Genomic DNA, 25,403 nt, shown 5'->3' with positions numbered 1-25,403 from the left:
GCGTTGGTCTTCAATTGCCGCCCTGTGCCGCACGCATGCGGATCACCTTGGCGGCGTGTTCGTCGTTGTCGCGCTGGGCACGGCGTTCTTCGTCCAGGCGCTGCTCTTCAATATGGCGCTGGCGCAGGATGTCGAACGACTGCTCGCGGCGCTGCTTTTCCAGCCAGTTGGCGCGGCTCATCGCGAGCTGCTGCTCCAGCGCGTTGATGGTGCCCTTCTGCTGGTGCACGGCATTGCCCAGGCGGTCGATAAAGGCCGCGTAGTTGCGCAGGCGCGTGATGTCCATGCCGCCTTCGGCGGTGCTCAGCATCTGCTGGTGATAGTTGTTGCGGTAGTCAGACAACAGCGCCAGCTTTTGCGTGGCGGCCTCGCGCGTGTTCATCAGGCGGCCGACTTCCTGCGTGGCTTTCTCTGTGTCCTTCTGCGCCAGTTCCAGCACGGTTTCGAGGCGGAACGGCTTGTTCATGGCGGTCATCGGTAGACCCTCCAGCTTCCCGTTACATCAACCCATCGGACGCAAACCCGGCGGCTTTAGCCTCCGGCTTGCGCAACGCTTGCGGTTTCACAGTGTCAAGCGGGCGTTTCATGCCAACACTCCCTGCATCTTCTCCAGCGTGTGCTCGCGGCTTTCGTTCTCGAACATGCCCTGCTGCAGGAACGCTTCCATGTCGGGGTAGCGCGCGATGGCCTGGTCGGTCACCGGGTCGCTGCCACGTGCGTAAGCTCCCACGGCAATCAAGTCACGGTTGCGCTGGTAGCGGGCATAGAGCTGCTTGAAGCGGCGGGCCGTATCGAGCTGCTCGCGCGGCACGATGGCCGACATCACGCGGCTGATCGACTGTTCGATATCGATGGCCGGGTAGTGGCCCTGCTCGGCCAGCTTGCGCGAAAGCACGAAGTGACCGTCCAGAATGGCGCGCGCCGCATCGGCAATCGGATCCTGCTGGTCATCGCCTTCGGCCAGCACGGTGTAAAACGCGGTGATGGAGCCGCCGCGCCCATTGGCATCCACCATGCCGTTGCCGGCACGCTCGACCAGCGCGGGCAGCTTGGCAAACGCCGAGGGCGGGTAGCCCTTGGTGGCCGGCGGCTCGCCGATGGCCAGGGCGATCTCGCGCTGCGCCATCGCATAGCGCGTAAGCGAATCGACGATCAGCAGCACGTTGCAGCCGCGGTCGCGGAAGTACTCGGCAATCGTGTGGGCGTAAGCGGCGCCCTGCAGACGCATCAGTGGCGAGGTGTCGGCCGGTGCGGCCACCACGGCCGAGCGTGCCATGCCTTCGTCCCCAAGGATCTCGTCGATGAATTCCTTCACTTCGCGGCCGCGCTCGCCGATCAGCCCCACCACCACCACGTCGGCTTCGGTATAGCGGGCCATCATGCCCAGCAACACGCTCTTGCCCACGCCGGAGCCGGCGAACAGACCCAGACGCTGGCCCTGACCAACGGTCAGCAGACCGTTGATGGCGCGCACGCCCACGTCGAGCACGTGCTCGATCGGCTTGCGCTTGAGCGGGTTCAGCGGTGCCGGGTTCAATGTGCCCCAGGCCAGGTCTTCATGCGCACCCAGCGGCCCCTTGCCGTCGAGCGGCTCGCCGTTGGCGTCCACCACACGGCCCAGCAGGCGCGGCCCCACGGGCAGGTATTTGCTGTGTGAAATCGTTGGGTTGGCGCCGTCTTCGCTCGTCACCGGCAGGCGTTGCGGCTCCAGCGGGAACACGCGCGCACCGGGCACCACGCCCACCAGATCCGTTTGCGGCATCAGGAAGGCGCGCTCTTCGGCAAAGCCAACTACTTCGGCTAGCACGTGCCGACCGTGCGGCAGTTCCACGCGGCAGGCGCTGCCTACCGGCAGCTTCAGGCCAACGGCTTCCATGACCAGGCCGGCCACACGCGTGAGCTTGCCGCACGTCACCACCGGGCGCGCCAGACGCGCACGCTGCGCGGTCTGCTGCAAGTGGGTTTGCCACATGCGCACGTTGGGATTGTTGACGGCGCTCTGCGCTGCCGGCTGCATGGTCTCAAGCGACATGGAGTGCCCCTCCTGCCACGCGTTCGGCTTCCGAGCGCTCGCTGGCAAGCCATGCGGTATCGCGGCCCAGCGCGCGGGTCAGTTCGGCCCAGCGGGTTTGCAGCGTGGCATCGGTTTCACCAAAGCGGGTCTGCACGCGACAGCCACCGCGCTCGATGGCGGCATCGACGATGAGCGTCCAGCCGGCGGCGGCCAGCTCGGTGCCCAGCGTCTGACGGATCAACTCTGCATCATCGGCATGCACGCGCAACATGGCGGGCGCCGGTGCGGTGGGCGCGTCGCCCAGCACTTCGCGAATCAGCGGCAGGATGCGCTCGGGCTGCGCATGCAGCGCGCCGCGCAGAAACTGCTGCGCCAGTTGCAGCGCCAGATCAACCAACTCTTCGGCAACGCTGCCGTTCAGTTGGTCGATCGCATCGCGCACGGATTGCATCAGCGTGGCGATGTGCTTTGAGTCTTCCTCACCCTGGCGGCGGCCTTGTTCAAAGCCATCCTGAAAGCCTTGCGCAAAACCATCGCGGCGGCCTTCGTCGCGGGCGGTGGCAAGCTCCGCGTCCAGCGCGGCCTGCCATTCCTCTTCGGAAATCGGCGGCTCTTCAGGCTCGGGCGGCGGCGGGGGCGGCGCGGCTGCAGCGGCGGCCTGTGCGGCCTGGCGCTCGAAGTCGGTCGGCTCCCACGGCTGGCAGTTGACCAGCGTATCGCGCGGGATGATCGGCGGACGTGGCATCTCAGCGCTCCGTCACAACATGGCAACCAGTGCGGTCAGACATAAGCGTCCTCCGCCTTGCGGCCGATCGTAATCTCGCCTTCGTCGGCCAGGCGGCGCGCAACAACCAGGATTTCCTTTTGCTGCGCTTCGACTTCCGACACCTTGACGGGGCCCAGCACTTCCAGCTCTTCCTTGAGCATCGTGCCGGCACGCTGCGACATGTTGGCGAACACCTTGTCGCGGAACTCCTGCTTGGCGCCCTTGAGGGCCACCACCAGAACGTCCTGGCTGATCTCGCGCAGCAGCGTCTGCAGCGCACGGCCGTCCAGATCGATCAGGTTGTCGAACACGAACATCTTCTCGACGATGGCATCGGCCAGTTCCGGATCGCGTGAGCGCACGCCTTCGATGACGGAGCTTTCCACGGCGCTCGGCACCAGGTTGAGGATTTCCGCTGCCGTGAGCACGCCACCCATCGCGTTCTTCTTGCGATGGTCGTTGCCTTGCAGCAGCTTGGTCAGCACGTCGTTCAGCTCACGCAGGGCGCTGGGCTGAATGCCGTCGAGTGTGGCGATACGCAGGATGGTGTCGTTGCGTAGGCGCTCGGTGAAATAGGTCAGGATTTCCGAAGCCTGATCGCGGTCCAGGTGGACCAGGATCGTGGCGATGATCTGCGGGTGTTCGTTGCGGATCAGCTCCGCCACCGACGATGCGTCCATCCACTTCAGGCCTTCGATGCCGCTGGTGTCGCCGCCCGAAAGGATGCGGTCGATGATGTTGGCGGCGCGGTCGTCGCCCAGTGCCTTGCGGAAGACGGTGCGGATGTACTCGTTGGAATCCACGTCCAGCGGCAGGTCTTCGGCTTCGATGAAGAACGCGTCAAAGGCGTCGAGCACACGCTCGCGCGACACGTTCTTCAGCGCGGCCATGGTGGCGCCGAGCTTCTGCACTTCACGCGGGCCCAGGTGCTTGAGCACTTCGGCGGCTTCGCTTTCGCCCAGCGACATCATGAGGATGGCGCTGCGTTGGAGTCCTTCGGCGCTCATTCGTTACTCACCCATTGTTTGATGACGGCCGCGACTGCGCGCGGGTTGCTCTGTGCCACGCGGCGCATGGTCTCGAGCTTCTTCTCGAAGTCGTTGTTCTTGAGTTGCGGCAACGCGTCCGGCAGATCTTCGGAATCAGCGCCGGCAGCCCCCGGGCCTTCCAGCTCCGGCCCGGCCGAAGCGGCGGCACCGGTGATGATCGGGGCGTTCGGGTCTTCGCCTTCGCGGCCGACGAAGGTGGGCGTTGCTGCCTCGGCCTTCTTGCCCATCGAGCGGATCGCCGGACGGATCACCGCGAACACCAGGATCAGGAAGCCGATTGCCAGCGCCAGATACTTGGCCGCCTGGATGGCGTACTGGATCATCTCCGGCTGCTTCCACAGCGGCAGGTCGTCCTTGGCCATCGGCAGCGTGCCCGAGAACTGGCTGTTGACCACGTTCACGGAGTCGCCGCGCTTGGCGTCAAAGCCCACGGCATCCTTGACCAGCGCGTTGAGGTTGGCCATCTCGGCTTCCGACAACGGCTTCCAGGTCTTGCCGTCGCCACGGTAGTTGACCACCACGGCCACCGACAGGCGGCGCACGGTGCCCACTGCGGCGCGGGTGCGGCGCACGGTCTTGTCGACTTCGTAATTGGTCGTGGTGTCGCGGGTGCTCGACGAGTTGCCGCTGGTTGTGCTGCCGCTCGTGTTGGCGGCCGCCGCTTGTTGCGGTTGGCCATTCGGGCCGGTTGCCGCCGGTTGCGACGCCGAGGCCGGCGCCGGTGCGGTCGGCAACATGCGCGGCGCGGTCGGCGGTTGGTTGGACAGCGCGCCGGGCACGCCGCCCTGTGCGTCGGCCTTGTTCTGCGTGGCTTCAGCGGTGTGCGTGCTGCGCACGGCTGCGTTGGCCGGGTCCTGGTTCGGACGATACGTCTCGGCCATCTGCTCGGTGTTGTCCAGATCGACGTCGGCCGTCACCTGCGCACGCACGTTGTCCTCACCCACCACGGGGCCGAGGATGGCTTCGATGCGCTTGATATAACCCTGCTCGACGTCGCGCACATAGCTCAACTGCGTCGGGTCAAGGCCCGAGGCAGTGTCCTGGAACGACGACGACAGCAGGCGACCCGACTGGTCGACCACCGTCACGTTGGCCAAGGGCAGGTTCGGCACGCTGCTCGACACCAGGTGGCCAATGGCCTGCACCTGCGAGCGGTCGAGCATGCGGCCCGGATACAGCTTGAGCAGCACCGACGCACTGGGCTTGGCCTGCTCGCGCACGAACACCGACGGCTTGGTCATTGCCAGATGCACGCGGGCGGACTGCACCTCCTGCATGGCCTGGATGGTGCGGGCCAGCTCGCCTTCCAGGGCGCGCTGGTAATTGACTTGCTCGGCAAACTGGCTGGTGCCGAATTTCTGGTTTTCCATCAGCTCGAAACCGGCCTGGCCGCCCTTGGGCAGACCTTGCGAAGCGAGCTTCAGACGGGCTTCATGCACGCTCGTCTCGGGCACCATGATGGCAGTGCCGCCTTCGGCAAAGCGGTACGGCACATTCATTTGCTGCAGCGCAGCGATGATCGCCCCGCCGTCGCTGTCGGACACATTGCTGTACAGGACGCGGTAGTCCGGAGCGCGGCTCCACAGCATCGCGGCGGCAATGACAGCCACCAGCGCGGCACCGCCGATCATCAGCAGCAGTCGCGGCGACAGACGGCCGAGCGGGCCCAGGGCGCCCAGCGCACCTGCACCTCCCGCTTTCTGACGCGTCATCGCGCCCTGGCCCACCGCCGGCATATCGACCGTACCGAGCGTGTCGGCGACAGCAACCGAATCGGCTGTCGTTGGCATCCCAAATCTCCTGACTGACTACGTTGCTTGAGCGCTCACCCAATGTCTGGGCATGGCTCCGTGGTTGCCATTATCGGCAGCGGGTGCGCAAGCAAATTGCCAAGAAGAGGGCCTTTTCCCGTTCTTTTGGGCGCTTGGGAACGGCGGCCTGGCGGCTACCTTTGCATCACCGTGGCGCCATAGCGACCAACCGGCCGGGGTGGAAAGCCCCCAAGAAAGCCGGCCCAGGCAGCTAAGCAACCGCGCCGCAAGCAAGACAGAGAAAAGAGGAGCTTTCTTCACATGGATATTACGAACGCCAATTCAGTGGTCTCGCTGATGAACAGCGTGCTGGCACCGTCCAGCACGGTGGGTGGCATTGGCGGGGGCGTCGGTTCGGCCACGGGCGACGGCGCCAAGGTCAGCGTCGACTTCGGGGCGGTGCTCAAGTCGTCGCTGGACCGGGTTGACGCGTCGCAGCAGAAGGCTGAATCCGTTTCGCGCAGCTTCGAAATGGGCAACAACGACGTGGATCTGCACGACGTGATGCTCTCGCTGCAGAAGGCCAACATCGACATGCAGACCGCGGTGCAGGTGCGCAACAAGTTCGTCTCGGCGTACCAGAGCATCATGAGTATGTCGATCTGAAGTCACTTTTCTACGCTTCTTTTTCTTCGCGCCGCATGTCCAAACACGCCAAACACCGCGCCAAGCCCGCCCGGGGCAGTCTTGCGCTGGTCGTCATCGCCCGCGACGAGGCCGCCTGCATCGAGCGCTGCTTGATGAGCGCCAAGCCGCACGTCGACCGCATGATCGTGCTGGACACCGGCTCGACCGACGACACCGTGGCGATTGCCAAGGCGTGCGGCGCGCAGGTGCACCATTTCACGTGGGTGGATGACTTTTCCGCCGCCCGCAATGCCGCGCTGGCCGCCGCCAATGCGGATTGGAACCTCGTGCTGGACGCCGACGAATGGATTGAAAGCGGCACGGACGAGCTGCGCGACGCCTGCACCTTCGGCCGGTTGCTGGGCGTGGTGTGCATCCGCAGCGGGTTTGAAGTCTCAGGCAAGGTGGAGCAATCCAACAGCTGGATTGCGCGCCTGCTGCCGCGCGGCGTGCGCTACAAGGGCCGCATCCACGAGCAACCCGATGCCGATCTACAACGGGTCCGCCTGCCGCTGGTGATCGGCCACGACGGCTACTTGGACGTGAAGCTCGACAAGAAGCGCGGGCGCAACCACACCCTGCTGCAGCTGGAGCTGGCCGCGCGCCCGGACGATCCGTACGTGCTTTACCAACTCGGCAAGGATTTCCAGATCAACCAGGGCGACGCCGCCCAGGCCGCCGAGTATTACCGGCGCGCCGTGGCGACGGCGCCCAAGCAGTCGCCCTATCGGCATGACCTGTGTATCTGCCTGCTGGCGTGCCTGAGCCAGACCGGGCAGCTGGACGAGGCCATCACCCTTGCCGGTGAGTGGATGGACGAATGGTCTGGCTCGCCGGACTACTTCTACCTGCTCGGCCACCTGATGTTTGAAGCCGCCGCAAAACACCCGGCCCAGGCCGAAAAGCAGTGGCTGCCGATGGCGGAAAACGCGTTCCTGAAGTGCCTGGAGATTGGCGAGCAGCCCAAGCTGGACGCTGCCGTGTTCGGGCGCGGCAGCTTTGCCGCGGCAAAGTACCTGGCGCTGACCTACCGCGCCCTGGCCGACACACTGGCCATCAAGTCGAACCAATATTCCGACCTCGCGCGGCAGATGCAGGAACGCAGCGCAGTCGCCGCCGCATGAGCAAGCAATCATGAAGACAGTCATCCTGGCCGGGGGCCTCGGCACGCGCATCAGCGAGGAATCGCACCTGCGGCCCAAGCCGATGATCGAGATTGGTGGCCGCCCGATCCTGTGGCACATCATGAAGATCTATGCCGCGCACGGTATCAACGATTTCATCATCTGCCTCGGTTACAAGGGCTACGTGATCAAGGAGTACTTCGCCAACTACTTCCTGCACATGTCGGACGTGACGTTCGATATGTCGAAGAACGAAGTGACCGTGCATGAACGCCACGCCGAGCCCTGGCGCGTCACGCTGGTCGACACGGGCGAACAATCGCAGACCGGCGGGCGCCTGAAGCGCGTGGCCGCTTATCTGGACCCGAACGAGCCGTTCTGCTTCACCTACGGCGACGGCGTGTCCGACATCGACATCACCAGCAAGATCGCCTTCCACCGCGAGCACGGCAAGATGGCCACCGTGACGGCCGTGCAGCCGCCGGGCCGCTACGGCATGCTCCAGCGCGACGGCGCACGCGTGACCGGCTTTACTGAAAAGCCCCCCGGCGACGGCGGCAGCTGGATCAACGGCGGCTTCTTCGTGCTCGATCCGGCGGTCATCGAATACATCGCAAGCGAAGACACTCCGTGGGAAGGCGCGCCAATGGCACGCCTGGCCGAGATGGGCGAACTGAACACGTTCGAGCACCACGGCTTCTGGCAGCCGATGGACACGCTGCGCGACAAGAACAGCCTGGAAGCCCTTTGGCAAGCGGGGAGTGCACCGTGGAAAAAGTGGTGACACTCGACCCGCGCGCGTGGGCTGGCAAGCGCGTCTTTCTGACCGGGCATACCGGTTTCAAGGGCAGTTGGCTGGCGCTGTGGCTGCGCCAGCTTGGCGCCGAGGTGTACGGCTACAGCCTGGCACCGCAAACAACGCCGAACCTGTTCACGGCTGCTGACGTGGAACCTGCATTGGCCGGTCACACGTTGGCGGATATCCGCGATGCGGACGCCCTGCGTACCGCGATGACGGCAGCGCGGCCCGATGTGGTGTTCCATCTCGCGGCGCAACCGCTGGTGCGTGCGTCGTACAACGACCCGGTTGGCACCTACGCCACCAATGTGATGGGCACCGTGAACGTGCTGGAAGCCGCGCGCGGCTGCACGAACCTGTCCGCCATCGTGGTGGCTACGACCGACAAGTGCTACGACAACCGCGAGTGGGCCTGGGGCTATCGCGAGACCGATGCGCTCGGCGGCCATGACCCGTACAGCGCATCCAAGGCCTGCGCCGAACTGGTGGCCGCAAGCTACCGGCGCGCCTTCTTCGCCAACGGCCCGCTGCTGGCCACGGGCCGCGCAGGCAATGTGATCGGCGGCGGCGACTGGTCCGAAGACCGGCTGATCCCCGATGCCGAGCGCGCGATGCGTGCCGGTGCGCCGCTGATCATCCGTTCACCGCACGCCACGCGGCCGTGGCAACACGTTCTGGATTGCCTGCATGGGTACCTGGTGCTCGCGCAACAGCTGCTGGCCGGTGACGCAGCCTGCGCGACCGCCTGGAACTTCGGCCCGGACAGCGCCGCCACGCGCACGGTCGAACAGGTCTTGCAAGGCTTGCAACACCATTGGCCCGCGCTGATCTGGCACCTGGACGCCAATGCCGCCACCGGCAAGCACGAAGCCGGCATGTTGCATCTGGACGCCAGCCGGGCACGCCAGCAGCTAGGCTGGCAGACAGCGTGGCCGTTCGAGACCGCGCTGGAACAGACCGCCACGTGGTATCGGCATCTGCATGAAAAGACCGCGGGCGCACGCGCGCTCTGTGACCAGCAGATCGACCGCTTCACCGCCGTCGCGTCTGCTGCCACATCCAGGAGCGCCGCATGAGCCGTTTCACCATCCAACCGACACCGCTGGCCGGCGTGGTTGAAATCGGCCGCAAGGTGATGGGTGACCATCGCGGTTACTTCACGCGTTTCTTCTGTGCGGATGAACTGGCCGCCGCCGGCTTCGACAGCCCGGTCGCGCAAATCAATCACTCCTATTCGGCCAAGCGCGGCACCGTGCGCGGGCTGCACTTTCAATACCCGCCGCATGCCGAGATCAAACTCGTGAGCTGCGTGCGTGGCCGTGTGTTCGATGTGGCCGTTGACTTGCGTGCGGGTTCGCCGACGTTCCTGCAATGGCATGCGGTGGAGTTGTCTGCCGAACGCCACAACAGCCTGCTGGTGCCGCGCGGGTTTGCCCACGGCTTCCAGGCGCTGGAAGACGATTGCGAGCTGCTGTATCTGACCTCGACGCCGTACGCGCAAGCCGCTGAAGACGGGATCAACCCGACCGACAGCCGCCTGGGCATCGCCTGGCCGCTGCCCATTACCGAATGCTCCGACCGGGACCGCAACCATCCGCCGCTGACCGACGCGTTTGCGGGCATCACGCTGCGGGCCCTGAATCCTGAACTGCAGGAACAGCCATGACCCAAAAGATTCTGTACTCCAAGCCGTCGATCACCGAGCTGGAAGTCGAATACGCCACCGACGCCGCACGCAACGGCTGGGGCGACCAGTGCTACGCCTATATCAACCGCTTCGAAAAACAGTTTGCCGAGTTTGTCGGCACGCAGTACGCAATTGCCACGTCCAGCTGCACCGGTGCCATGCACATGGGCCTGGCAGCGCTCGGCATCGGAGCCGGGGACGAGGTGATCCTGGCCGATACCAACTGGATCGCTACGGCATCGCCCATCACTTACGTGGGCGCCACGCCGGTGTTTGTCGACATCCTGCCGGACACGTGGTGCCTTGACCCGGCACTCGTGGAGGCGGCCATCACGCCGCGCACAAAAGCGATCATCGCCACGCACCTCTACGGCAACCTGTGCGAGATGGACCGCCTGCTGGACATCGGCAGGCGCCACGGCATTCCTGTCATCGAAGACGCAGCCGAAGCCATTGGCTCGCGCTGGCACGGTCACGCAACGGGGTCGCAAGGCATTTTCGGCACGTTCTCGTTCCATGGCACCAAGACCATGACGACGGGCGAAGGCGGCATGTTTGTCACGAACGACCGCGCGCTGTACGACCGGGTGATGACGCTGAACAATCATGGCCGTGTGCCGGGTGGCAAACAGTTCTGGTCTGACTTCATTGGCTTCAAGTACCGCATTTCCAACGTGCAGGCCGCCATCGGCTGCGCGCAGCTTGAGCGCATCGATGCACTGGTTGCACGTAAGCGCGAGATCTTCGCCGAGTATCAGGCGCACCTGGGCAGCGTTGCCGGCCTTGCACTGAACCCCGAGGCGCCCGGCACGCTAAACAGCTACTGGATGCCCACCGTCGTGTTTGACGAAGCGCTGGGCATCACGCGCGACGGGCTGCTGGCTGCGTTCTCGCGCCGCGGCATCGACGCACGCGTGTTCTTCTATCCGCTGAGCGAAACCGAGCTGTTCGGCACGTCCGCCGCCACGGCGCGCCACAACGCGCCCAACAGCTACGCGATTGCCGAGCGCGCCATCAACTTGCCGTCGTATCACGACATGTCGAGCGAGAACATCGAGACGGTGTGCGGCGTCGTGCTCGATCTCGTGCGCGAACATCAGGAGACGCTGACATGCCTGGCATCCTGAGCCCCGATCAGATCGAAACCTTCCAGCGCGACGGCCTGCTGATCCTGCGCGACTTTTACGCGCCGTCGCAGGTGGAGCCGATTCAGCGAGCGATCTACGACATCATCGGGCTGGTGATCGACAAATACCGTCTCGACATCGAGCGCGCGCCGTTTGTGCCCGAACGATTCGACGACGGCTATCAGGCGGTCATCAAAGCCAATCGAAAATACGGCGCCGAGGTGTACGACGCCGTGAAACAGATCCCCGCGTTTGTCCGCCTGCTGGGCGACGAGCGCCATGAGCAGCTCGTTCGGAGCGTGCGCCCCGGCGCGCTGCCGGGCATTGCGCACGCTGGCTCCGGCATCCGCATCGATAACCCGCGTGAAGAGAAATTTCGCGCCAACTGGCATCAAGAATATCCGGCCCAGTTGCGCAGCCTTGATGGCGTGGTGTTCTGGAGCCCGCTAGTGGAGATCACGCCCGAGATCGGGCCGGTGGAGTTCTGCCCCGGCTCGCACGTAGAAGGCCCGCTGCCCGTCTTCAGCGCCGATCCGGACAACGCCGGCAAGCAAGGCGCCTATGCATTGCTGATCAAGAATGAGGCGAGCTATCTCGCGCGCTATCCGCACGTGCAACCGCTGACCAAGCCGGGCGATCTGGTGATGGTCGACTTTCTGGTGCTGCACGCATCGGGCCACAACACGAGCCTGCGCTCACGGTGGTCGATGCAGTTTCGCTACTTCAATTTCTGCGAGCCGACCGGGCGCTCGCACGGTTGGAAGGGTTCGTACGCCAACGGCGTCGATTTCCGTACCGTCCACCCCGAACTCTCCGTGGAAGCCTGACCATGACCCAAGGTGCACTGCCCTGCAATGTCTGCCAGCAACCGCTGCCAGAACCGATTTACCGCGCAGCGCCGCAGAGCTCGCTGTCGTCCCTGCGCCGCGCCATGGACGGCACGCTCGAGGTCTTCTGCTGCGCCGCGTGCGGCCACATCCAGACCGTCGAGCTGTGTGACAACGGCAGCTTTTACGACACCGAGTACGACATCCTCGTCAACAGCGAGGAGGAAGACCAGATTTACGCCGTCGAGAACGGCCAGAAGATCTTCCGCGCCGACCACCAGGTCGCCACGTTCCAGCGCAAGCTCGCCTTACCGGAAGGTGCGCGCGTCGTCGACTTCGGTTGTGCGAAGAGCGCGACCATGCGCCTGCTGAAGCAGCAGCGTCCGGACGTGAACGTCCACTTGTTCGACATCAGCGACCGCTACGTGGGCTTCTGGGAGAAATTCCTGAGCCCGGAAGAATGGGCCACGTACACGATTCCGCCGGCATGGCAGCGTTCGTTCGATGTCGTCACCTCGTTCTTCTCGCTGGAGCACATCCCAGACCTGAAGACGGCGCTGCGCAACATCCACGGCCTGCTGCGCGACGGCGGCCGCCTGTACGCCATCGTGCCGAACACATTCACCAATTCGGTGGATTTTCTGGTGGCGGATCACGTCAACCACTTCACGCATACGTCGCTGCAGACACTGCTGGCCAACCACGGGTTTGACTTGCTCGATGCCGATGCGCAGAGCCACCGTGGCGCATTCGCCGTGACCGCCGTGCGCCGTCCTGGCGACAGCAAAGTCGCGCCGGTGGTCGACGCACAAGAATTGGCCGACACACAAAGCGCAGCCAACAAGCTGGCCAACTTCTGGCAGCAAGCGTCCAGCCATCTGACCGACTTTGAAACGCAGCACGGCAGCGCACCTGCCGTGATCTATGGCGCCGGTTTCTATGGCGCCTACACCGCAAGCAACCTGCAACAGCCGCATGCCCTGCGCGCGTTTGTTGATCAGAACCCGTACCTGCAAGGGTCTTCCCTGGCGGGCAAGCCGGTTGTGGCGCTGGACAGCATTCCCGATGAGGTTGAGGTGGTGTACCTGGCCGTCAACCCCGTCATTGCGGACGAAGTGCGGCACACCGTTGAAGCGGCGTATCCGAATCGCTTCCGCTATTTCCGCTTCCAGCCATGATCGCGCGCGGCTCACTCGTCCTTCGAGAATGGCGCGAGAGCGACATCGCGCAACTGCTGCCGTTGCGCAACGACGTGCCGACGCAGCTGCAGCTCATGACGCGCCCGCGACCCAACTCGGCCGCGAGCGTGCGCGACTGGCTGATCGCGAAATCCAAGCAGAGCGACCTGGTGCTCTTTGTCATTGCCAGCCAGGCAGATGACAGCGTGCTGGGCTACCTGCAGTTGAACCACATCGATGCGGTGAACAGGCACGCTTCGCTCGGCATCTGCCTGTCGTCGTCTGCGCAAGGCAAGGGCCACGGGCGCGCCGCATGCGAAGCCGCCTTTGCTTACGCCAGCGAAACGCTGTGTCTGCGCAAGATCACGCTGGAAGTGCTGGCCGAAAACACACGCGCCATCGCGCTATACGAGAAGCTCGACTTCCGGACCATCGGCACGTTGGCTGGCCACTACCTGCAAGACAACCGCTGGCACGACGTTGTCCTCATGGAACGGATGCTGGCGTCATGAAGGTCGTGATCACACAACCGATGCTGTTCCCGTGGGTCGGCCTGCTTGAGCAGATCATGCTGGCCGACGTGCTCGTCAACTACGCCGACGTGCAGTTCTCCAAGGGCAGCTTCACCAACCGCGTGCAGATCAAGGAGCCGGCCGGCACGCGCTGGATGACGGTGCCGCTGGAGAAGTTCCACCTCGGCGCGCGCATCGACGAGGTCAAACCCGCCACCAACGTTGACTGGCGCGCGCAGCATCTGCGCATGCTGGAGCAGGCCTACGACGCCGCACCGCACGCAAGCGACATGCTGGCGCTGGTGCGCTCCGTGTACGAAGCCGACTACCCGAACATGGGCGAGCTGGCGCTGGCGTCCATGCGCGCGGTGTGCCGCTACCTGGGCATCGAGCTGGACAGCAAGTTTGTCGACTCGCCTGAACTGGACATTCCCGGCCGCAATACCGATCGCGTGCTCGCGATCGTGCAGAAGCTGCAAGGCGATACCTACATCACCGGGCACGGCGCCAAGAACTACCTAGCCCATGCCGAGTTCGAGCAGCACGGCATCGCCGTCGAATACATGAACTACGCCATGCGGCCGTATCCGCAACTGCATGGCGCGTTCACCCCGTTTGTCAGCAGCCTGGACCTGATTGCCAACCATGGCCCGGCCGGCAAACAGTACATGTGCCCTCAGACCCTCAACTGGCGCGAGTTCATCCATGAGTGAGATCGAAGCAATCCAACCCGAAGCGCTGCAGGACGTCGCGCCCGTGAAGCACGGCGAGGTCATCCAGCAGGTCGCGTTGAGCGTCTGCATCCCGACCTACAACCGCGCCCGCTATCTCGACAACCTGCTTGCAGAACTCGTCTCGCAGATTGGCGAACTGAAGTTCAGCTACGAACTGCTAATCGGCGACAACTGCTCGACAGACGCCACCGAAGAGGTCGTTGGCCGCTATCAGGACAAGCTGAACATCCGGTATTTCCGCCGCCCGTCCAACCTGGGCTCGGCAGAAAACCTGAACCAGCTCTATCGCAGCGCGCAGGGCAAGTACGTGCTCTACCACGCCGATGATGACCTGCCGATCCTAGCCGAGATCAACAACAACATCGACATCTTCGAGCGGAACCCGGGCGTGGATGTCATCTTTGCGCCGTGGTTCATTCACGACTTGCCGACGCGGCAGGATGTCACCGCGTTCTATCGCCAGGACGACAACTACCTGATCGAGCAGCACGACTACGCCAAACTGCTGGCGCTGGTCTTGTCGCACCACCTGTTTCCGGAGATCTACCTGGCACGCCGCGAGGTGATGGACCGCATCTACTTCAGCGCGCCGGAACACGCGTTCTACGCCTTCGTACACGCGGCAGAAATGCTCGGCTCCAGCGCGGTGTACTTCAGCAAGACGCCGTTCTATCGGTCGGTCTCACGCTACTTTGCCGACGAGACCCGCGCCCAGGCCGGCAACGAAGAAGTGAAGCATGCGTGGGACCGGTATCGTGGCGGTCTGGAATATCTGTTCGGCAAGTTTTCGCACACGCTGCCGGCAGCCGAGCGCCCGGAGTGGCTAAACGCCATCAACCAGTTCGTGCTGGCGCGCATGAAGGTCGCGCTGCGCCTGCGCACGCATGAAGGCGGCAACTGGATCGACAACTATTACATCGCCAACCGCGTCCGCGCGCTGGGTGAAGTGTCCGATCTGCCCGCGCCGTATGACCTGTACCGCGTCAATGCGGCGTTCGAATACCTGACCAAGCTCGACCCGTTCAAGCCCGAGCCGCCCAAGTACGCCACCCTGCGCCGCGCCCCGCTGCAGGTCTTCCACCACGCGCACGGCTTTGCAGAAACCGAGTTTCTGGTGCTCGACGACGATGCTGCCATTCCGCATCACACCATCGTCGTGACGCCAATCCCGATGGACATTGCGGTGCCGGCCGGCCGTGAAGTCCGCTTCGTGTCGGAACTCGAAACGCTCGCCAAATTCCCCTGAGTCACGTCACGCCAACATGGACCTCTCCAACGCCAATTCCGTGGTCTCGCTGATGAACAGCGTGCTGGCACCGGCAAGCGCCGTCGGCGGCAGCACCACCAGCGGCGATGCCGGCAAACCCAGCGTCGACTTCGGCTCCGTGCTCAAGTCGTCGCTGGACCGTGTCGACGCTTCACAGCAAAAGGCCGAAGCCATTTCGCGCAGCTTTGAGATGGGCAACAACGACGTCGACCTGCACGACGTGATGCTCTCGCTGCAAAAAGCCAACATCGACATGCAGACTGCCGTGCAGGTGCGCAACAAGCTGGTCTCGGCTTATCAAAGCATCATGAGCATGTCGATCTGAGATCACGCCCCTCCGCCCCTCCGCCCGTCTCCACGTTCCGGAAGAGGGTTTCTGGTTTTCCTTGCTATTTATATTGTGCGCAATATAATTGCGCCATCGATTTCAGGATCGATCTCCCGGCCGACGTGTCGCCGACCGGGCTTCCCATATAAGAGGACCCGACCATGAAGACGCTCTACCAGACCCAAGTCACCGCTGAAGGCGGCCGTGCTGGCCATGTTCGCAGCGCCGACGGCACGCTGGATCTGCCCCTCTCGCTGCCGCGCGAACTCGGCGGCGCAGGCGGTGCCGCCACGAACCCGGAGCAACTGTTTGCCGCCGGTTATGCCGCCTGCTTTGAAAACGCTGTGCTGCATGTTGCACGTGGCAAGCAGATCAAGCTGGCGTCGACATCGGTCACGGCCACGGTGGGCATTGGCCCGCGCGAAGATGGCGGGTTTGCGTTGACAGTGTCGCTGGCTGCCACCCTGGGCGGCGTGGATCCGGCGACGGCGGAGGCGCTTGTGGCTGCCGCGCATGGTGTATGCCCCTATTCGCATGCCGTCCGTGGCAATATTGACGTCCAATTGAACACGGTCACGCGCTGAGCCTCGCTTAGTCCTTTTCGGGCCGATGCGGCACTCGCCGCTCGGGCGCCAGACCGTCCCCCCGGGAGTTTTCCGTGAACGACGTGCTGGCGCTCGATCAGCAGCTTTGCTTTCCTTTGTATGCCGCCGGCCATCTGCTGACGCGCCTCTACCGCCCGCTGCTGGATGAGCTGGGCCTGACCTATCCGCAATATCTCGTGATGCTGGCGTGCTGGCAGCAGGCACCGTGCGCCGTGGGTGACCTCGGGCGCACGCTGTACCTCGATACGGGCACGCTGACGCCGCTGCTCAAGCGCCTGGAAGAACAGGGCCTCGTCACCCGCACGCGCGATCCCGATGATCAGCGCCGCGTCGTTATTGAGTTGACCGATGCCGGCCGCACGCTACGCGAACGCGCCGCCAAGGTGCCCGAAGCGCTTGCGTGCAAGATTCCGCTCGAACGCGATGAAATTGGCGCCACGCGCAACGTGCTGCGCAAGCTGCTCGACGCCCTTGCCACGGCGGATGACCGCGAATGAGCGCCCCGTCCGCTTCCGTCGATCTGGCGTTGGTTGTCATCGCCCGCAATGAAGCCGCCAGCATTGCGCGCTGCCTGCTCAGCGCGAAGCCGTTTGTCGATCGCATGGTGGTGCTGGATACGGGCTCCACGGATGACACTGTGGCCATTGCTCAGTCGTGCGGCGCGCTCGTCAGCCACATGGCCTGGACAGACGATTTCTCAGCCGCGCGCAACACCGCACTGCAGGCAGCCAACGCCGACTGGAACCTCATCCTCGACGCTGACGAATGGCTGGAAAGCGGTGGTGAACATCTGCGCACGCTCAGCGGTGCGGAGCCCACTGTCGGCGTGGTGTGCGTCAAGAACGATACCGACGCGGCCGAAGCCGCCAGCCAGCTGATTGCGTGGATCCCGCGTGTGCTGCCCCGTGGCGTGCACTACACGGGGCGCATTCACGAGCAGCCCGTGTCGTCATTGCCTGCGGCGCGCGTGCCAATCGTGGTGCGCCACGACGGCTATACCGCGACCAAGATGCAGAAGAAAGGCGAGCGCAATATGCAGCTGCTGCTCGATGAACTCGCGCATCGGCCGGACGATCCGTATGTGCTGTATCAGCTCGGCAAGGAAACCGAGCTGCATCACGAAGACTACGCAAAGGCCGTGAATTACTACGCGCGCGCCTTCAGTCTGGCGCCGCCTGATGCGCCGTACCGCCGCAACCTGACGCTGCGCTATGTGTACAGCCTGGGCAAGGCCGATCGCGTTGAAGAAGCGCTCGCGCAAGGCGATGTCGCCATCCAGACGTGGCCAGATTTTCCGGACCTTTGCTTTGCGTTGGGATTGGTCTTGCTGGATGCGGCGGCCAAACACCCTGATGAGGCGGGCGCCCGGTGGCTACCGCTGGCAGAACAGGTCTTCACCCGCTGCCTTGAGATCGGCGATCAGCCGGAGATGGACGGCAGCGTCGTCGGGCGGGGCAGCTTCCTCGCTGCCCAGCAACTGGCGATCGTGTACCAGATGCAGAGTCACGCGCTCGCACGCAAGTCCGAGCACTATCTGACGCTGTCAAAACAACTGCAGGACGCTTCGTCTCAATAACGCGCCATGCTGCCGTAAGCGTTGCTTGCGGTGGTGGCACGGCGCGCCGTGTCGATGCGCTTTTGCAGGCGGTCCAGGCGCGGATACACCATGGCACGCACGCGGGCGTCATCTTCCAGAATGCGTACGAGCAGCGTGCGCTTGCGCTCCACGTCTGCGCGCGAGAGTTGCGGATGCGGCTCGGAACGGCGCAGCGCATCCACATAGGCGGCGCTCTCGCGTTCAAGCGTACTGACGACTTCCCAGTTACCCACTTCGGCCGCGCTGACCATTTCGGCGGTCAGACGTGCGATGGCTTCGTAGCAGGTGAACAGACTTTCGCTGTCCTTGATCGGGATGTTGCGGTGCATATTGGCTCCAGTTGGGCCGAATTCAGTCAAAGGTCGCTTTACTAAAACGACCGGCAATCAGCTCACAACGCTCAGGTGGCTGTTCGCCACGGCGGCGCCAGGCTGGCCCATCTGGCCAATGGCGAGCCACGCATCCTGCAGCGGGACCAGCAAGCCATCCACTTCTGCAAGGATCGTCAGATCGTTGTTGCCGTTGGCCACCAGCAGGCGGCGCAGCATGTAGTCGTACAGCGTGTTCAGTTGCACGGCGATGTCGCCGCCGCGCTGGTGATCAAGGCTGGCCTGCAGGCCCTGGCCGATGATCGAGATGGCCTTGTCAAACGCCCTCACCTTGGCCAGCACGTCGCCACGCTGGATGGCGGCGCCAGCCAGGTTGATGGCGGCGCGCGCGCCTTCAAACAGCATGGCGATCAGGCGGTGCGGATTGGCGTCTACCACGGACGTCTCGATGCCGACTTGCGCATAGGCACCGATGGCACGGCGTGCAGCGTACATGGAAAAGGTCCTCGCTGTAGTCTGTTTTGTTTTGGGTTGTGCTCTAAACCTGAACCTGGCTTAGTTGCTGCTCGAAGTCTGCTTTGTAATGGCCGCGAGCTGCGTCGTCAGGTAATTGCTTGTGTTCGTCATGCTCGCCACCGCTGCCGACAACGCGTTGAACTGCGTGTAGTACAGCGCCTGCTTGTTATCCAGTCGCGTCTGCATGGCGGTGATCTGGCTGGCAAGCGAGGTGAGCGAACTGTTGATCGAGTCCGTCTCGTTCTGCACCATGCCGCTGGACGACAGCAGGTTGGTCATCACCGTGTTGAGCTGGGCAGCGTAACCGCGCTGCACCGTGACCGTGCCACGGGCGCCCAGCGGGCCGCCGGCCACCTGCACCGTCAAGCCGTCGGTTGCCGAACCGCTGATGCCATACAGGTTCTGCCCCGAACCGGTGGCAGCAACGCCGTTGATCGTGCCCTGCACATCCAGACCGTTGGCGGCCGTCGGGCTCGCGCCGAAGAGCGACGAAGCACCCGCCCCTGATACAGACACTGCCGACACCGAGCCGAACTGGCTATCGGTAACGCTCAGCACGCCGCTGGCATCAGCCGACACCGACGCGTTAACCTTGGCGCCTTGCAGCGTGGTCGATGCGTTGATCTGGCTCTGGATCTGCGCAGCCAGCGTCGCCGCGGTGTAGCTGCCGGCCGCCAACGTCACGTTGACGGACATGCCGCTGATGTTGAACGCGAGCGTGTCGTTCACACCCGCCGTGATGGTCGTATTGGCGGCGGCCGAACCCGTAAGCGTGCCCTGCGTGGCCAACTGCGTCACGTTGACGGCGTAGCTGCCGGACTGCGTGGAATCCGAGAACGTCGGCACGCTGACCAGCGAATCGGTGGCCGTGCCGGTACCGGCAAACAAACCGGCCACCTGGCTGGGCGACTTTGCAACCGCAGCCGACAGTTTGGTGTTGTCAACCGACAGCGTGCCGTCGGAATTCATCGTCACGCCCACACTGCCCAGCGACTGGTAATTGCCGTTGCCGACCGCCTGGCCGAGCACGTCGGTAATCTGGTTGATGAGCGTCTTGGTGCTCACATCGCCCGCCAGCGGGCCGTTGTTGGCACTGTTGGCGGTGTCGATGTTGGTGAGCGAATTCAGTTGCGCGCGCAGCGCGTTGTAGCCGCTGACGAAGTTGTTGACGGCGGTGGTGGTGGCCGTTGGGTCGTTGGCGACCGTCACGTTCGTGCTGCCCGTCTTGGACAGCGTGAACGATGTGCCGTCCACCACGTTCGACAACGTGTTGGTCGGGCTCTGCACAGCAATGCCGTTGATGGTGGCCAGGGCGTTCTGGCCCGTGGTCACTTCGGTCATGTTCTGCGTGCCGGCGGGGTCTTGCGAGAGCAGCGATTGCAGCGTCGAGTCGCCCGACACCGAAATCTTCATCTCAGAGCTGGAGCCGCCCGCGGTCGACGTCAGCACCAGGCGGTACGGGCTGCCGCTGCCGTCGTTCACGATGCTGGCCGACACACCCACGTTGGCCGAGTTGATCGCATCACGGATACCCGCGAGCGTGTTGTTGGACGAATCGATTGTGATCGAGCCACCCGCCAGGTTGCCGTTCTGGGTGAACGTCGAACCGGTGTACTTGCCGCCCGAGAACGAGCCGCCCGACACCGAGCCGAACGAGAACGAAATCGTGGTCGACGCGCCGCTGCCGATGGCGGTCGTGGTGGACGTCTGTCCCTGCGCCGCCAGCACCTGCGATTGCGCAAGCTGCGTGACATTGACCGCGTAGGAACCTGCAGGCGCCGAGCCCGTCACCGACGCACTCAGCATCGAGGTGTCGTAGCCGCTGGCCTTCATCGCGCTGTAGTTCGACGCGCTCGTCAGGTTCGACAGCACGGTCTGAAAGGTCGACAGCGCACTCTTGAGCGAACCCACGGCCGAGAGCTGCGTCTGGTACGAGCTTTGCTGCGTCTGCAGTTGCGTCAGAGGCTGGCTTTCCACCTTCATGAGGCTGGACACCAGCGAATTGACGTCGATGCTCGTCCCGATGCCCGGAATGGAGATCGGCGGAACGTAGTTGCTGGTTGAGGAGGTGGTAGTGGTAGTCGCCATGATCGGGTCCGATAAGCATCTGCGCCGGCGGAAGTCTCTCTACACAACGGCACTGGCCGCAGCTTCTTTAGGGCAGGTTATGCAGGCGCCACCCACGAAAAAGTGGGGTATCCGACAAAAGAAAAAAGGCCGACGCCCCGAGGAGCGCCGGCCCTTGGCCCAATCGCGAAGCGGCTGGGCTGCATCCAACTTACTGATTAACCCTTCAGCAGGCTCAGGATGCTGTTCGGTGCCGAGTTGGCTTGCGCCAGCATCGCCGTACCCGCTTGCTGCAGGATGTTCTGGCGAGTCATGTTCGACGTTTCCGAAGCGTAGTCGGTATCGACCATGGCCGACTTGGCAGCCGACAGGGCCGTGTTCGACGAGGTCAGCGTGTTGATGGTCGAGCTCAGACCGCTTTGCTGTGCACCCAGGCTGGCACGTGCCGACTTCAGGTTGGCCAGATCGGTATCGATGGCCGCCTGAGCTGCCGTTGCGTTGGCAGTCGAGGTCACGCTCGTGCTCGACAGCGTACCAAAGCTCGCCAGGTTGGCGTTGGTGACGGTGGCGACGTCGGTCGATGCGCTTTGGCCGTACTGGAACGTGGTCGAGGTCACCGAACCATCGAACAGCTTGGCGCCGTTGTAGTTGGCGTTCGTTTCGATGTTCTTGTTGGCGGTGGCCAGCTGCTGGTATTCCTTGTCCAGGTTGGCCTGGTCGGTGGTCGACAGACCGCCGTTGTTGGCTTCCACAGCCAGTTGGCGCATACGTTGCAGGTTGTTTTCAACCTGGCCCAGGTACGAGTCAGCCGTTTGCAGGTACGACTGTGCGTTGTTGGCGTTCTGGATACCTTGGGTTTGCGAGTTCAGCGTGGTCGTCAGGCTGGAAGCCACAGCGTAAGCAGCGGCATCGTCCTTTGCGCTGTTCACGCGCAGGCCGGTCGACAGACGTTGCAGCGACGTTTGCAGAGCGGACTGCGATTGCGACAGAGCTTGCTGCGTTTGCAGGGACGAGATGTTGGTATTGAGGCTGAGGGACATGACGGCTCCTAAGTTTCCCGATGGTTTGTTGCCCGTGTTTGCTAATTCCGGCTAGGCCGGGCAACGTGACCTGCAACTTGAAGGGGATCAGGTCTGCGTTGTACTCAGGTTATCGGTGGCCTCTGAGGAAAGTTTAGGGTCGCCTTGACAAATTTGTGCGTCGGCGGCGGTTTGGGCTTGCGGCCGCCTGACATTCGGCACCCCTCCAAAAGAGGCGACGAGCCTGCTTCTTGGCCTGCAGGCCCTCGGCTATACTCGATCGACCAGTCCATAGGCGCCAGCATCCTTCTATATATAGAGCGCCACACAGTGCACAGATGGGGAGTTGCAAGCCCGCCAGTTCGGCCGGAAGGCCTGCGGGCGGAAAGAAGAGCTCGATGCGAGCCCGCGTTTGACCCGCAACACCCACCATGCTCAATGTCCTGATCGTCGAACCGCACGATATTGCCCGTGTCGGCCTGCGCCAGATCCTCAAGGATTCGCGCCTGGCCCGGCAGATCGAGGCCGTGCCGGACCTGCGCGATGCCAATAACGACCTGCTCGCCCAGCGCGAGTGGGACGTCATGCTCTTCTCGGTGGAATCGGCCACCGGAGACGAATTCCAGACCATCAAGACCGTGCGCCAGCAGCATGCGCGCCTGGCTGTGCTGGCACTGGGCCGCCACCCTGAAGCGCTGCTTGCCGTCCGGGCGCTCAAGGCGGGCGCCGCTGGCTATCTGCCGATGGACGCCAGCCAGCCGCAGTTGCTGGCCGCCGTCAACGCCATCTCCAAGGGCAAGAAATACTTGCCTTCGGACCTTGTGGAAGTCCTGGCCGACAACCTGAACGTCGACTGGGACAAGCCCCGCCACGACATCCTTTCCGACCGCGAATTCCAGACGCTGCGCATGCTCGGCTCCGGCCGCACGTTGGGCGAGATTGCCGAGGCGCTTCAGATCAGCGTCAAGACGGTCAGCGTGTACCGGGGGCGCGTGCTCTCGAAAATGAAGCTGCGCAACAACGCCGAGCTGACCATGTACGTGGTCAGCAACGGCCTGCAACTCTAGGGTGTCCCGTAAAGCTACTGCGCGGCCCGATCTTGGCGGTGCGATGCGCGCCGTACACATGTACGGCTGCGCTTCTCCCACCAACCTCGGGCCGCTCGCTACGCTTTCCGGGACCCTAAATAGACTCAAGACTTATAGAAACCGGGGAACGCGCTCGCCGTAGCGGCGGGCGTTCTCGCGCACGAGGTCCTGCACCGCTGCAGGCTCCAGCGGCCGCGTGAGCAGATAGCCCTGAAACTCGTCGCAGCCGACTTCGCGCAGGAATTCAAGTTGCCCGGTGGTCTCCACGCCTTCGGCCACGGTCTTCATGCCCATGGCCTGCGCCATCATGATGATGGCCCGCGTGATGGCCGCGCGCTCTGCCACATGGGGCAGGTCTTGCACGAACGAACGGTCGATCTTCAACGTATCGATCGGGAAGCGGTGCAGATACGACAGCGACGAATATCCGGTACCGAAATCGTCCAGCGCCAGCGACACGCCCATCGCGCGCAGCTCGGTCAGCAACGCATGCAATGACGGATCGTCGCGAATCAGAATGCCTTCGGTCATCTCCAGTTCCACCGCGTTGCCGGGCAAGCCGCTGGTTGATAGCGCGCCACGCACCATCGCGCTCAACTGCCCAGAGCTGAATGCCTGGCCCGACAGGTTGATCGACATGCGCAAGTCCGGCAGCCCGATGCGGCGCCAGCGCGCAAGCTGGTCGCAGGCAGCGCGCAGAATCCAGCGGTCGATCTCGACGATCAGGCCGGTTTCTTCGGCGTCCTGAATGAACTGGCCAGGCATCATGCGGCCGAAATCGGCCGAGTTCCAGCGGATGAGGGCTTCCACGCCGACGATGCGGCCGCTCTTGACGTCCACGCGCGGCTGGTAATCGGCGTAGAACTCGTTGCGGTCGCTCGCACGCCGCAGGCCCGATTCAATGCGGAAGCGGCGCGAGACGCGGTCGTCCAGGTCGCTCGTAAAGGTCTGGAAGTTGTTGCGGCCGCGCTCCTTTGCCAGATACATGGCGGCATCGGCCTTGCGCAGCAGCGTGTTCGGGTCGTCGCCGTCGTGCGGCGCCACGGCAATCCCGATCGACACACCCAGGTACAGCTCCTGCCCTTCGATATAGAACGGCGCGCTGATGGCCGAGAGAATGCGCTCGGCCACGCGCCGCGTGCCCAGCCCGTCGAGCGCTTCGAGCATGACGACAAACTCATCGCCGCCCAGCCGGGCCACGGTATCGGCCTCGCGCGCGCAGGCCTGCAGGCGGGCCGCCACTTCGCGCAGCAGCATGTCGCCAAACTGGTGGCCCAGCGTGTCGTTGACGTTCTTGAAACGATCCAGGTCAAGAAACATGACCGAGACGCGCGAGCGATTGCGGCGGGCAATCGCCAGCGCGTGCTCCAGGCGATCCTCCAGCGCGGAGCGGTTCAGCAACCCCGTCAGCGTGTCGTGCGTGGCCAGGTGCCGGATGCGTTGCTGCGCTTCGCGGATCTGCGTGATGTCGACCAGCGACACCAGCACCGAGTATGGCGTTGCACCAGCCTCCGAAGCCCGCGGGGAGGCCGTCATCGAATGACCGCCATCGGCATACAGCGGCGTCCAGTTGCTGGAAACCCACACCGTGCGGCCATCCACGCAGTGCATCCCGAAAATCTGGTTCAACTGCGGCTGCCCTTCGGCGATCACGTCCTGATCGGGCCAGTCGGCCTCGTGGATGGACGCGTCGAACTCGTCCACCGCGGCATTAACGACCGTGGGCAGCAAACGCCCCACCAGCGCTTCCACCGGCAAACCCAGTAGCCGCGCGGCGCTCGGATTGGCGTAAGTGACGCGACGGTCTGACCCACACACGAGGATGCCCTCTGTCAGCGCGTTGACCATCGACAGCAGGTCCAGCTTCGGGCAGAAGCCCGGCGGCTCGCCGCGCGCAGGACAGTCGGCCGGCAAGCCATCGGCATCGACGAGCGCAAGGTCAATACGAGTGGGAAAGGGTAAGGAATTCAAGGCGGCTTCCGGCAAAACAATGCAGGTATGCAGGGCCGGACCATGCCGGCCTGTTCCTTCCTTACAACGGCAAGCACGGGCAAATCTTTCGGACCAACGTCACTTTTGCGGCGGAACAGGCGAACAGGCGTACCGGTCAGGCGCCCGAGGCAACGTAACCGCCACATAAAAGTGAACTAAAAATCACGTATAAAAATCGTACGGCTTTGCACCGCACATCGCAAACGCCCGAGATAAGCGGGATTGACCGCGTTTCTTGCTGGAATGAGCTGGACAGAGGTGGGGAAGAATGCCATCCGAGAACCCGACTCTGTGCTTTGCGTTGATTTACGGTGTTTTGCGCGACGCGAGCCGGGAAAGC

At 63.7% G+C, this 25,403-nt stretch carries 27 protein-coding genes; 16 read left to right on the top strand and 11 right to left on the bottom strand.

All coding sequences use genetic code 11. The features are described from left to right. Window positions 1-10: 10 nt before the first annotated feature. The 5 genes from fliJ to fliF all read right to left on the bottom strand — a co-directional run bounded on the left by fliJ (window position 11) and on the right by fliF (window position 5,619). Window positions 11-475 (bottom strand): flagellar export protein FliJ, encoded by a 465-nt coding sequence (gene fliJ / locus ACCD03_RS18485; RefSeq protein WP_316676574.1) that lies wholly within the window; start codon window positions 473-475, stop codon window positions 11-13. 108 nt (window positions 476-583) lie between these two features. Next, window positions 584-2,032 (bottom strand): flagellar protein export ATPase FliI, encoded by a 1,449-nt coding sequence (gene fliI / locus ACCD03_RS18480; RefSeq protein ID WP_325651253.1) that lies wholly within the window; start codon window positions 2,030-2,032, stop codon window positions 584-586. Next, window positions 2,022-2,759 (bottom strand): flagellar assembly protein FliH, encoded by a 738-nt coding sequence (fliH, locus tag ACCD03_RS18475; protein ID WP_316676568.1) that lies wholly within the window; start codon window positions 2,757-2,759, stop codon window positions 2,022-2,024. The genes fliI and fliH overlap by 11 nt, the downstream gene beginning before the upstream one ends. 35 nt (window positions 2,760-2,794) lie before the next feature. Beyond that, window positions 2,795-3,787: a flagellar motor switch protein FliG gene (fliG, locus tag ACCD03_RS18470; protein ID WP_024977623.1), complete on the bottom strand. Its 993-nt coding sequence runs from the start codon at window positions 3,785-3,787 to the stop codon at window positions 2,795-2,797. Continuing rightward, window positions 3,784-5,619, bottom strand: coding sequence for a flagellar basal-body MS-ring/collar protein FliF (fliF, locus tag ACCD03_RS18465; RefSeq protein WP_253541332.1), 1,836 nt, complete (start codon window positions 5,617-5,619; stop codon window positions 3,784-3,786). Before fliF ends, fliG begins: the two co-directional genes overlap by 4 nt. A 282-nt stretch (window positions 5,620-5,901) precedes the next feature. On the opposite strand from fliF, the gene fliE (ACCD03_RS18460) reads away from it, so the two are divergent. The 15 genes from fliE (ACCD03_RS18460) (at window position 5,902) to ACCD03_RS18390 (ending at window position 18,031) form a co-directional block, all read left to right on the top strand. Further along, window positions 5,902-6,246 (top strand): flagellar hook-basal body complex protein FliE, encoded by a 345-nt coding sequence (gene fliE / locus ACCD03_RS18460; protein WP_045203479.1) that lies wholly within the window; start codon window positions 5,902-5,904, stop codon window positions 6,244-6,246. Window positions 6,247-6,281: 35 nt separating this feature from the next. Further along, complete coding sequence (locus tag ACCD03_RS18455) at window positions 6,282-7,391, top strand: glycosyltransferase (RefSeq protein WP_413412490.1); 1,110 nt, start codon at window positions 6,282-6,284, stop codon at window positions 7,389-7,391. A gap of 10 nt (window positions 7,392-7,401) precedes the next feature. After that, complete coding sequence (gene rfbF, locus ACCD03_RS18450; RefSeq protein WP_253541327.1) at window positions 7,402-8,175, top strand: glucose-1-phosphate cytidylyltransferase; 774 nt, start codon at window positions 7,402-7,404, stop codon at window positions 8,173-8,175. Beyond that, window positions 8,160-9,266, top strand: coding sequence for a CDP-glucose 4,6-dehydratase (gene rfbG, locus ACCD03_RS18445; RefSeq protein WP_413412489.1), 1,107 nt, complete (start codon window positions 8,160-8,162; stop codon window positions 9,264-9,266). Before rfbF ends, rfbG begins: the two co-directional genes overlap by 16 nt. Next, window positions 9,263-9,856 carry a dTDP-4-dehydrorhamnose 3,5-epimerase gene (rfbC, locus tag ACCD03_RS18440; protein WP_413412488.1) on the top strand — a complete coding sequence of 198 codons (594 nt, stop codon included), beginning with the start codon at window positions 9,263-9,265 and terminating at the stop codon, window positions 9,854-9,856. The genes rfbG and rfbC overlap by 4 nt, the downstream gene beginning before the upstream one ends. Continuing rightward, window positions 9,853-11,004, top strand: coding sequence for a DegT/DnrJ/EryC1/StrS family aminotransferase (locus tag ACCD03_RS18435; protein ID WP_413412487.1), 1,152 nt, complete (start codon window positions 9,853-9,855; stop codon window positions 11,002-11,004). The genes rfbC and ACCD03_RS18435 overlap by 4 nt, the downstream gene beginning before the upstream one ends. After that, complete coding sequence (locus tag ACCD03_RS18430) at window positions 10,989-11,831, top strand: phytanoyl-CoA dioxygenase family protein (RefSeq protein ID WP_413412486.1); 843 nt, start codon at window positions 10,989-10,991, stop codon at window positions 11,829-11,831. Before ACCD03_RS18435 ends, ACCD03_RS18430 begins: the two co-directional genes overlap by 16 nt. Before the next feature lie 2 nt (window positions 11,832-11,833). Then, window positions 11,834-13,009, top strand: a complete 1,176-nt coding sequence (locus ACCD03_RS18425) for a class I SAM-dependent methyltransferase (protein WP_413412485.1) — start codon at window positions 11,834-11,836, stop codon at window positions 13,007-13,009. After that, window positions 13,006-13,521, top strand: a complete 516-nt coding sequence (locus tag ACCD03_RS18420) for a GNAT family N-acetyltransferase (RefSeq protein WP_413412484.1) — start codon at window positions 13,006-13,008, stop codon at window positions 13,519-13,521. The genes ACCD03_RS18425 and ACCD03_RS18420 overlap by 4 nt, the downstream gene beginning before the upstream one ends. Beyond that, window positions 13,518-14,234, top strand: coding sequence for a WbqC family protein (locus ACCD03_RS18415; protein ID WP_325650627.1), 717 nt, complete (start codon window positions 13,518-13,520; stop codon window positions 14,232-14,234). The genes ACCD03_RS18420 and ACCD03_RS18415 overlap by 4 nt, the downstream gene beginning before the upstream one ends. Beyond that, entirely contained in the window at window positions 14,227-15,501 is a 1,275-nt protein-coding gene (locus ACCD03_RS18410; protein WP_045203489.1) for a glycosyltransferase family 2 protein, read from the top strand. Before ACCD03_RS18415 ends, ACCD03_RS18410 begins: the two co-directional genes overlap by 8 nt. Window positions 15,502-15,517: 16 nt before the next feature. Further along, window positions 15,518-15,847 carry a flagellar hook-basal body complex protein FliE gene (gene fliE, locus ACCD03_RS18405; protein WP_325650630.1) on the top strand — a complete coding sequence of 110 codons (330 nt, stop codon included), beginning with the start codon at window positions 15,518-15,520 and terminating at the stop codon, window positions 15,845-15,847. 164 nt (window positions 15,848-16,011) lie between these two features. Continuing rightward, entirely contained in the window at window positions 16,012-16,434 is a 423-nt protein-coding gene (locus ACCD03_RS18400; RefSeq protein WP_325650632.1) for an organic hydroperoxide resistance protein, read from the top strand. A gap of 74 nt (window positions 16,435-16,508) precedes the next feature. Further along, a complete protein-coding gene (locus ACCD03_RS18395; protein WP_325650634.1) occupies window positions 16,509-16,952 on the top strand; it encodes a MarR family transcriptional regulator in 444 nt (147 codons plus the stop codon). After that, entirely contained in the window at window positions 16,949-18,031 is a 1,083-nt protein-coding gene (locus ACCD03_RS18390; RefSeq protein WP_325650636.1) for a glycosyltransferase family 2 protein, read from the top strand. Before ACCD03_RS18395 ends, ACCD03_RS18390 begins: the two co-directional genes overlap by 4 nt. Here ACCD03_RS18390 and ACCD03_RS18385 read toward each other — a convergent pair. From ACCD03_RS18385 to ACCD03_RS18370, 4 genes are all read right to left on the bottom strand, one after another. Then, window positions 18,025-18,381, bottom strand: coding sequence for a flagellar protein FliT (locus tag ACCD03_RS18385; RefSeq protein ID WP_027679883.1), 357 nt, complete (start codon window positions 18,379-18,381; stop codon window positions 18,025-18,027). The two genes, ACCD03_RS18390 and ACCD03_RS18385, sit on opposite strands and share 7 nt — an antisense overlap. 57 nt (window positions 18,382-18,438) lie before the next feature. Then, entirely contained in the window at window positions 18,439-18,876 is a 438-nt protein-coding gene (gene fliS, locus ACCD03_RS18380) for a flagellar export chaperone FliS (protein ID WP_045203494.1), read from the bottom strand. A gap of 60 nt (window positions 18,877-18,936) precedes the next feature. Then, window positions 18,937-20,985, bottom strand: coding sequence for a flagellar filament capping protein FliD (gene fliD, locus ACCD03_RS18375; protein ID WP_325650639.1), 2,049 nt, complete (start codon window positions 20,983-20,985; stop codon window positions 18,937-18,939). Window positions 20,986-21,182: 197 nt separating this feature from the next. Continuing rightward, window positions 21,183-22,004 carry a flagellin gene (locus tag ACCD03_RS18370; protein WP_316676533.1) on the bottom strand — a complete coding sequence of 274 codons (822 nt, stop codon included), beginning with the start codon at window positions 22,002-22,004 and terminating at the stop codon, window positions 21,183-21,185. Window positions 22,005-22,414: 410 nt separating this feature from the next. Here ACCD03_RS18370 and ACCD03_RS18365 point away from each other — a divergent pair, with 410 nt between their 5' ends. Continuing rightward, on the top strand, window positions 22,415-23,050 hold the full coding sequence (locus ACCD03_RS18365) for a response regulator transcription factor (protein WP_024977602.1): 636 nt from the start codon (window positions 22,415-22,417) through the stop codon (window positions 23,048-23,050). Window positions 23,051-23,182: 132 nt separating this feature from the next. On the opposite strand, the gene ACCD03_RS18360 is transcribed toward ACCD03_RS18365, so the two are convergent. Beyond that, on the bottom strand, window positions 23,183-24,919 hold the full coding sequence (locus tag ACCD03_RS18360) for an EAL domain-containing protein (protein WP_413412519.1): 1,737 nt from the start codon (window positions 24,917-24,919) through the stop codon (window positions 23,183-23,185). 299 nt (window positions 24,920-25,218) lie between these two features. Continuing rightward, on the bottom strand, window positions 25,219-25,403 hold a 185-nt coding region (locus tag ACCD03_RS18355; RefSeq protein ID WP_413412483.1), incomplete at its 5' end, for a hypothetical protein.

Source organism: Ralstonia sp. Ralssp135 (assembly GCF_047304345.1).
Lineage (GTDB): Bacteria > Pseudomonadota > Gammaproteobacteria > Burkholderiales > Burkholderiaceae > Ralstonia > Ralstonia chuxiongensis.
Note: the sequence above shows the minus strand (reverse complement) of the source record. Positions and strands in the feature narration are given on the sequence as shown.

Excerpts from the sequence above, each read along its gene's own strand:
- fliJ (WP_316676574.1), bottom strand. The coding sequence starts at position 475 with ATGACCGCCATGAACAAGCCGTTCCGCCTCGAAACCGTGCTGGAACTG.
- fliI (WP_325651253.1), bottom strand. The coding sequence starts at position 2,032 with ATGTCGCTTGAGACCATGCAGCCGGCAGCGCAGAGCGCCGTCAACAAT.
- fliH (WP_316676568.1), bottom strand. The coding sequence starts at position 2,759 with ATGCCACGTCCGCCGATCATCCCGCGCGATACGCTGGTCAACTGCCAG.
- fliG (WP_024977623.1), bottom strand. The coding sequence starts at position 3,787 with ATGAGCGCCGAAGGACTCCAACGCAGCGCCATCCTCATGATGTCGCTG.
- fliF (WP_253541332.1), bottom strand. The coding sequence starts at position 5,619 with ATGCCAACGACAGCCGATTCGGTTGCTGTCGCCGACACGCTCGGTACG.
- fliE (WP_045203479.1), top strand. The coding sequence starts at position 5,902 with ATGGATATTACGAACGCCAATTCAGTGGTCTCGCTGATGAACAGCGTG.
- ACCD03_RS18455 (WP_413412490.1), top strand. The coding sequence starts at position 6,282 with ATGTCCAAACACGCCAAACACCGCGCCAAGCCCGCCCGGGGCAGTCTT.
- rfbF (WP_253541327.1), top strand. The coding sequence starts at position 7,402 with ATGAAGACAGTCATCCTGGCCGGGGGCCTCGGCACGCGCATCAGCGAG.
- rfbC (WP_413412488.1), top strand. The coding sequence starts at position 9,263 with ATGAGCCGTTTCACCATCCAACCGACACCGCTGGCCGGCGTGGTTGAA.
- ACCD03_RS18435 (WP_413412487.1), top strand. The coding sequence starts at position 9,853 with ATGACCCAAAAGATTCTGTACTCCAAGCCGTCGATCACCGAGCTGGAA.
- ACCD03_RS18430 (WP_413412486.1), top strand. The coding sequence starts at position 10,989 with ATGCCTGGCATCCTGAGCCCCGATCAGATCGAAACCTTCCAGCGCGAC.
- ACCD03_RS18425 (WP_413412485.1), top strand. The coding sequence starts at position 11,834 with ATGACCCAAGGTGCACTGCCCTGCAATGTCTGCCAGCAACCGCTGCCA.
- ACCD03_RS18420 (WP_413412484.1), top strand. The coding sequence starts at position 13,006 with ATGATCGCGCGCGGCTCACTCGTCCTTCGAGAATGGCGCGAGAGCGAC.
- ACCD03_RS18415 (WP_325650627.1), top strand. The coding sequence starts at position 13,518 with ATGAAGGTCGTGATCACACAACCGATGCTGTTCCCGTGGGTCGGCCTG.
- ACCD03_RS18410 (WP_045203489.1), top strand. The coding sequence starts at position 14,227 with ATGAGTGAGATCGAAGCAATCCAACCCGAAGCGCTGCAGGACGTCGCG.
- fliE (WP_325650630.1), top strand. The coding sequence starts at position 15,518 with ATGGACCTCTCCAACGCCAATTCCGTGGTCTCGCTGATGAACAGCGTG.
- ACCD03_RS18400 (WP_325650632.1), top strand. The coding sequence starts at position 16,012 with ATGAAGACGCTCTACCAGACCCAAGTCACCGCTGAAGGCGGCCGTGCT.
- ACCD03_RS18390 (WP_325650636.1), top strand. The coding sequence starts at position 16,949 with ATGAGCGCCCCGTCCGCTTCCGTCGATCTGGCGTTGGTTGTCATCGCC.
- ACCD03_RS18385 (WP_027679883.1), bottom strand. The coding sequence starts at position 18,381 with ATGCACCGCAACATCCCGATCAAGGACAGCGAAAGTCTGTTCACCTGC.
- fliS (WP_045203494.1), bottom strand. The coding sequence starts at position 18,876 with ATGTACGCTGCACGCCGTGCCATCGGTGCCTATGCGCAAGTCGGCATC.
- fliD (WP_325650639.1), bottom strand. The coding sequence starts at position 20,985 with ATGGCGACTACCACTACCACCTCCTCAACCAGCAACTACGTTCCGCCG.
- ACCD03_RS18370 (WP_316676533.1), bottom strand. The coding sequence starts at position 22,004 with ATGTCCCTCAGCCTCAATACCAACATCTCGTCCCTGCAAACGCAGCAA.
- ACCD03_RS18365 (WP_024977602.1), top strand. The coding sequence starts at position 22,415 with ATGCTCAATGTCCTGATCGTCGAACCGCACGATATTGCCCGTGTCGGC.
- ACCD03_RS18360 (WP_413412519.1), bottom strand. The coding sequence starts at position 24,919 with ATGGTCAACGCGCTGACAGAGGGCATCCTCGTGTGTGGGTCAGACCGT.